General features: G+C 51.1%; 9 protein-coding genes. 2 read left to right on the forward strand and 7 right to left on the reverse strand.

Annotation, left to right across the window (positions count from 1 at the left end; translation table 11 throughout):
- From ACI32D_RS08745 to ACI32D_RS08775, 7 genes are all read right to left on the reverse strand, one after another.
- The coding region (locus ACI32D_RS08745) for an AAA family ATPase (protein ID WP_439776193.1) at positions 1–765 on the reverse strand (765 nt) is incomplete at its 3' end.
- A gap of 111 nt (positions 766–876) precedes the next feature.
- Positions 877–1,338: a 3-hydroxyacyl-ACP dehydratase FabZ gene (fabZ, locus tag ACI32D_RS08750; RefSeq protein ID WP_439776194.1), complete on the reverse strand. Its 462-nt coding sequence runs from the start codon at positions 1,336–1,338 to the stop codon at positions 877–879.
- A gap of 165 nt (positions 1,339–1,503) precedes the next feature.
- Complete coding sequence (locus tag ACI32D_RS08755; RefSeq protein ID WP_439776195.1) at positions 1,504–2,181, reverse strand: 2,3-bisphosphoglycerate-dependent phosphoglycerate mutase; 678 nt, start codon at positions 2,179–2,181, stop codon at positions 1,504–1,506.
- A 12-nt stretch (positions 2,182–2,193) separates the two neighbouring features.
- Positions 2,194–2,379 carry a hypothetical protein gene (locus tag ACI32D_RS08760; protein ID WP_296227222.1) on the reverse strand — a complete coding sequence of 62 codons (186 nt, stop codon included), beginning with the start codon at positions 2,377–2,379 and terminating at the stop codon, positions 2,194–2,196.
- Between the two features lies 1 nt (position 2,380).
- Positions 2,381–2,566, reverse strand: coding sequence for a hypothetical protein (locus tag ACI32D_RS08765; protein ID WP_439776196.1), 186 nt, complete (start codon positions 2,564–2,566; stop codon positions 2,381–2,383).
- A gap of 20 nt (positions 2,567–2,586) precedes the next feature.
- A complete protein-coding gene (locus tag ACI32D_RS08770) occupies positions 2,587–3,267 on the reverse strand; it encodes a histidine phosphatase family protein (RefSeq protein WP_439776197.1) in 681 nt (226 codons plus the stop codon).
- A 59-nt stretch (positions 3,268–3,326) separates the two neighbouring features.
- Positions 3,327–4,067, reverse strand: coding sequence for a sulfite exporter TauE/SafE family protein (locus ACI32D_RS08775; RefSeq protein WP_439776198.1), 741 nt, complete (start codon positions 4,065–4,067; stop codon positions 3,327–3,329).
- A gap of 231 nt (positions 4,068–4,298) precedes the next feature.
- On the opposite strand from ACI32D_RS08775, the gene ACI32D_RS08780 reads away from it, so the two are divergent.
- Together ACI32D_RS08780 and ACI32D_RS08785 are read left to right on the forward strand one after the other, a co-directional pair.
- Positions 4,299–4,880 carry a DJ-1 family glyoxalase III gene (locus ACI32D_RS08780; protein WP_439776199.1) on the forward strand — a complete coding sequence of 194 codons (582 nt, stop codon included), beginning with the start codon at positions 4,299–4,301 and terminating at the stop codon, positions 4,878–4,880.
- Between the two features lies 1 nt (position 4,881).
- Positions 4,882–5,409 carry a GNAT family N-acetyltransferase gene (locus ACI32D_RS08785; RefSeq protein WP_439776200.1) on the forward strand — a complete coding sequence of 176 codons (528 nt, stop codon included), beginning with the start codon at positions 4,882–4,884 and terminating at the stop codon, positions 5,407–5,409.
- The last annotated feature ends 141 nt before the right edge of the window (positions 5,410–5,550 follow it).

The following is a 5,550-nucleotide window of genomic DNA, read 5'->3' on the forward strand; positions in this document are numbered from 1 at the left end:
GATCGGGTAAGCCGAAATCAAAAAGTGCTTGTGGTGGAACTTGAAGGCAAAGTACGGCAGGCGGAACTCGTCAACCACCTCTTCCTTGGTCTTGCCGATCGTCACCACATTCCGGTAAGTCCCGTACTTTTCACTGAACTTGTCGTTGAAAGAGAAGTAGAAGTTGGAAATGTGCACATGTGGAAAATCTTCTTCCGCCACCTCGTCTGGGATGGCAACCACATGTGAATAATGGTCCAGATTGTTCTCTCTCTGCTGCAGGGCCTGCTCCATCTGGTTGGGCTTGATCCCCTTGACCCACTTGGGCAATTCCGGATGAGCCTTGTAAGAATTGTACATCATCGTGATGACTTCCGGCTTCACCCAGTCATACTGCATCCGGATCTGGTTTCTCTTCAACAAACCTTCCAGAGTCTGGTTCTGCATCAAATCGACCACATAGCACTCGTAATGGTACTTCTCGCACCACTTCTTGTAGTGATCGATCTCGCTGGCGACAATGTGGGTCCCGTCCACGATGACGGTTTCCCCATAGGACATCTTGTGCTCAACCAAGTTGTCCTTCATCCGCTTGGTCTGTTCCGTGACATGCCGCGGAATAACCTGGTGCAGAACGTCAGTCTTCTGGTCATAGTAAACGGTCAGGTCCGCCAAAAGCAGGCGGATCGCATCCCCGCTGATCGCGTACGGCAATAAGTGGTGCCGGGCGATAAATGAAGACTTGCCAGAGCCGGGCGCGCCTCTCAAAAGAAATAATTTGCGCATACTTAGCTACATTTTAAAAAATCTATTTTAAATATATCAGAATAGATTTTACCATAGATTGCCCCCGACATTTAGCAATCTGGCAAAAGTCTCCAGATTTTTTCGCTTTTTCTAACTTTTTGCCTGCATGTCCTTGCCATCCCGCTCGCCCACGATAAAGACTAATTCCGTCTGGCAGACCAGGTCCCCATTTACTTTCGCCACCGCCGCCACGCTCCCGGTCTTGGCCCGGACCTTGAGCATCTTCACTTCCATCTCCAAAACATCCCCCGGCCGGACCATCCTTCTGAACTTGGCCTGGTGGATCGCCCCAAGGTAGGCGGTCTTTTTGTAAAAAGCCGGCGACTTCAAGATCAAAATCGAAGCTGCCTGGGCCAAAGTCTCAATGATCAAGACTCCGGGCATCACCGGATTTCCCGGGAAATGTCCCTGAAAAAAGGGCTCGTTGATCGTCACGTTCTTTACGGCTTTGATGCTCTTGTCGGCTTCTATTTCCTCCACCCGGTCGATGTAGCAGATCGGGTAGCGGTTAGGAATCAAATCCATCACTTCTTGGGCTGTCATTACTGGCATCTTGTCACACTTTCTGTTTATAAAATCTTTTCACAAGTTTTCTGATAACTTGTGACTAAGTGTAACACTCCCAAAAGCGATGTCAAGTTTTTCAATAACCGCTGACTTTTTTAGCAAAAAAGAAGGAAAAAGAAAAAACAGGCCTAAGCCTGTTTAAATTATCAGTTAGTTGGTGATTATTTTATCCACAATGTTCAGCTCCTGGTCAAAGTCATAGACGATAGCCTGGGCGTTAGGCACCTCCAATTTGAGGATATCCACATTGTTGATATCTTCTAAGTATTTGATCAGCGCCCGCAGGCTGGAGCCATGGGCCACGATCAGCTGGTCTTGCCCGACCATTAAGCGACTGGCCACCTCGTCTTCATAATAAGGCAAAAGGCGGAGCTGGGTCTGGTGCAGGCTCTCAGCTCTTGGCAAAAGCTTGGGGTCCACTCCCCAATAGCGGCGGTCAATGCTTGGCGACCCTTGCGCAGGAGGTACCGCGTCAAAGCCCCGCCGCCACTCTAAAACCTGCTCTTTGCCGAAAATCTTCCTGGACACGTCCTTGTCAAGCCCCCGCAATGCCCCGTAGTGGCGTTCGTTCAGCCGCCAGGTCTTTGAAAGCGGCAGGTACAAAAAGCCCGCTGCTTCTGCCGCGATGTTCGCCGTCTCAATTGCCCGTGACAAAAGAGAAGTATGAATCAAGGTCGGGTGAAAGTTACCGACTTCTTTTAATTTCTCCCCCGCTGCCCAGGCCTGCCGCCGGCCCTTGTCTGTCAAGGGGACGTCGTTCCAGCCTGTATATACGTTTGCCGCATTGGCCTGGCTTTCCCCATGCCTCAGCAGTGCCAACTTTGCCATAATTTTTGCCTTCTAGAGCCAAAAAGCCCAGATTCCAGTAATGATGAAGAGGATGCCCAAGATGACAAAAGCCTTGCCCCCCAGCCCCTTCTGCTTGACGCCCTGCTTCTGCCGGCGCAGGCGCGTGATGCCGGTAATTAAATCCCAGATGCCGAAAAGCAAAACGGCATAGGGAACCCACCAGGAATGAACGTTCATATTAACTCCACAACTTTACCGCGTAATAAATGGCCACGGCCAGAATCCCGGCCCCGGTCAGGTAGTAAGACTGGGCTGGCAGGTTGCCCTTCTTGCCCATCCGCTGGGCGTTATAGCCCCGGGCAAATTCCCACAGGCCCACGATCACCAGCAAAACGACCGTAAAAGTGTGCGTATCCCACTTCATCGTCTAATTTGTCTCCTTGTTCATAAATCCGCGGCCTTGCAGTTGTAGTCCACGATTTCAAAATTGCCTTCTTCGTCCAAAATCCCCCGGCTGACGCTGCCGTTGTCCGGGAAGGTGATGTCGTGCAGGCCGTCGCTTTCCTTCCAGTACTTGATCCCCAGGGTCTTGATGAAGTCCCCGTGGGACACCAGCAGGACCCGGCCTTCGCCCATGGTTTCTTTTCTTAAGACCTGGATGGCCCGCTTCATTCTGGTTTCCAGTTCTTCCGTATTTTCAGCCAAATGGCGGGGGTCAGCCTTCTTGGTGACTTCCCGGAACTTGTAGATGCCGATGGTGTCGATGATCTTTTTCACGTCAGTCGTTGCCGGGATGCCCGCAGCTTTAGAAACGCTGTGCCAGATGTCGTCGATGCTGCCACCTTCAAAAGAGCCGTAAAAAACTTCTCTGAATTCCGGCAGCTTTTTGATCTTGCCAATCTCAGACACCTGGTTGGCATCCTTCATCAAGTGGACGGTGTCGATCGCCCGCTTCAAGTCTGACGAGTACATGTTGTCAAAATGGATCTGCGACAAGGCGTCAGCCGTCTTCTTTAAGTCGTCGATTCCTTTGATGGTCAAGGGGGTGTCGCACCAACCCTGTACCTTGTTCAGGCGGTTGAAAAGCGTTTCCCCATGTCTGACCAGATAAACTTCAGTTTTCATGCGCTGCCTCCTTAAATCAATCATAACTATTCTAACTTACTTTGCCCGGCTTGGGTAGCTTAGCTCCAAGCTTGCCAGCCCAAATAGGCGGCCAAAAGGACCGAGAAGAAGGCCGTGATTCCTCTGACCCAGGCAGGCTTTAGATATTTAATCATTTTTTGCCCGAAATAGCCACCGATAAAGAGGCCAATTGCCAAAGGAAAAGCTACCGGCCAGTCGACCCCGCCCTTAAAGGCGAAAAGCGACAGGGCCACCAGATTGGCTAAAGAGCCGATCAGACTCTTAATGGCATTGATGACGACAAAGGATGAATCGCTTAAAGCTGTCAAAAAGATTAGGGTCAAAACGCCTGAAGCTGCCCCAAAGTAGCCAGCGTAAATCCCGGCTATAAACAAGCCAAAGTAGGCACCGACCCTTCCCAGCTTGGTCGCTTTTTTTGCCTGCTTTTGCCGGCCGCTATAGAGCAGCATGGCCGCAGAAAAAAGCACAAAGAAGGGCACCAGTTTTTGGAAGATTTTTCCCGGGAACTGGACCAAAAGCCAGCCGCCGATGAGGGCCCCGGTCAATTGGAAAAAGGCATAGCGCCAGAGCTCCCCCCAGTGCCCCCGCATCTCTTTTAAGCAGGAGGATAAGGAGCCAAAGCCGGTCGTGACCAGGGCTGCCGTATTGGTCATGTTGGCTGTGACGGGGCTGAGGCCAAGAAGAAGCAGGCCCGGGTAAGACACGAGTGACGCCATGCTGGCCACCGCCGCCACGATGCCGGCCAGGATGCCTAAGATGATGAGGTAGATGAATTCCATTTCTTTTCTCTTTTCTATTTCATAGTCATCAAACTTATATTTTGTAAGTGATAACACCGCCTTTTATTTTATCCGCTACTTGGAACAATTGCAAATTGCTTAAAAAAGCCCGCTTTCAGCGACAAGCTGACCGCAATTTTGTACAATAGAGAGTAGCCAATCATTAACAAAAAATTAAAAGCAATAGCTAAAAAACTATCTTTTAGAATTAGAAAAAAGGAGAACAAATCTATGCCAACAGCAGCAATTGTATTTTCAGACGGATGTGAAGAAGTCGAAGGCTTGAGCCAAGTCGACGTCCTGCGCCGGCTGGGCATCCCCTGCGACATGGTGGCCCTGGACAATTTGACCATCACCGGCGGACACGACATCCGCTTTACTTGTGACAAATTAGTGGACGACTCTTTGCTTGACTACGACCTGGTCGCCTTCCCGGGCGGGGCCCCGAATGCCAAGCACTTAAGAGAAAGCGAGAAATTGGCGGCCTTGATGAAGCAGCGCTTCGCCGCCGGCAAGTGGAACGCCGCCATGTGCGCCTCCCCGATCGCCTTGTCCAAGTATGGCTTTTTAAAAGAAGCCAAGTGGACCAGCCACCCGGACTTTAAAAAGCAAGTTGCTGAGGAAAACCCGGCCAGCACCTACGTGGACACCCCGGCCGTGATCGACGAAGACCACAAGCTGGTTACCAGCCGGGGACCGGCAACTTCCTGGGCCTTTGCCTACGCCCTGGCCCAAGTTTTAGGCGTGGACACCAGCAAGCTGGAAGACGCCATGCAGTACAGCTACTTAAGAGAGCACATCAACGAGGCTTAAGATGACTGAAGAAAAAATGGTCAGAAAGGCAGAAAGCCGGGACTTAGAGGACATTGTCGCCATCATCAAAGATGCCAAGGCCCTTTTGAAAGCGCAAAATTCCAGCCAGTGGCAGGAAGGCTATCCAAACCGGGCCAGCATTGAAGAAGACCTGGAAAACAAGCAGGGCTGGGTTTTACTTAAAGATGGCCAGGTCGCCGCTTATATGGCCGCAACCAGCTTTGACCCCAACTATGAAGTCCCGATTTGGGCGGGAAGTGCCCCCTACTGGGCCCTGCACCGCTTTGCCGTAAAAGAGTCTTTCAGAGGACAAGGCTTGAGCCAGCTTTTGCTGAAAAGAGTGATTGCTTTTGGCCAAGAGAGCGGGATCAAGAGCTTCCGCCTGGACACGGGCAAGCAGAACCAGGCCGTCCAGCACCTGGCTGACAAGCTTGGCTTCGTCTACCGGGGCATCATCACGGTGACCAGCGACTCGGTTGACCCGGAGCGGCGGGCCTATGAGCTGATTTTTGATAAACAGGAAAAATAACAGACAAAACTAGTTAGAAGGAAAATAAAGAAACAAGGAGGAAAAAATGGCTGAACAATTGGCAATTGAAGACCTGCAGGTCGACGTAAAGCAGATTCCTTTAAAGCAGCCCTTCGTCACGGCCCTGCACAGAGTTGACGC

It is taken from the genome of Lactobacillus sp., from assembly GCF_051873315.1.
GTDB lineage: Bacteria > Bacillota > Bacilli > Lactobacillales > Lactobacillaceae > Lactobacillus.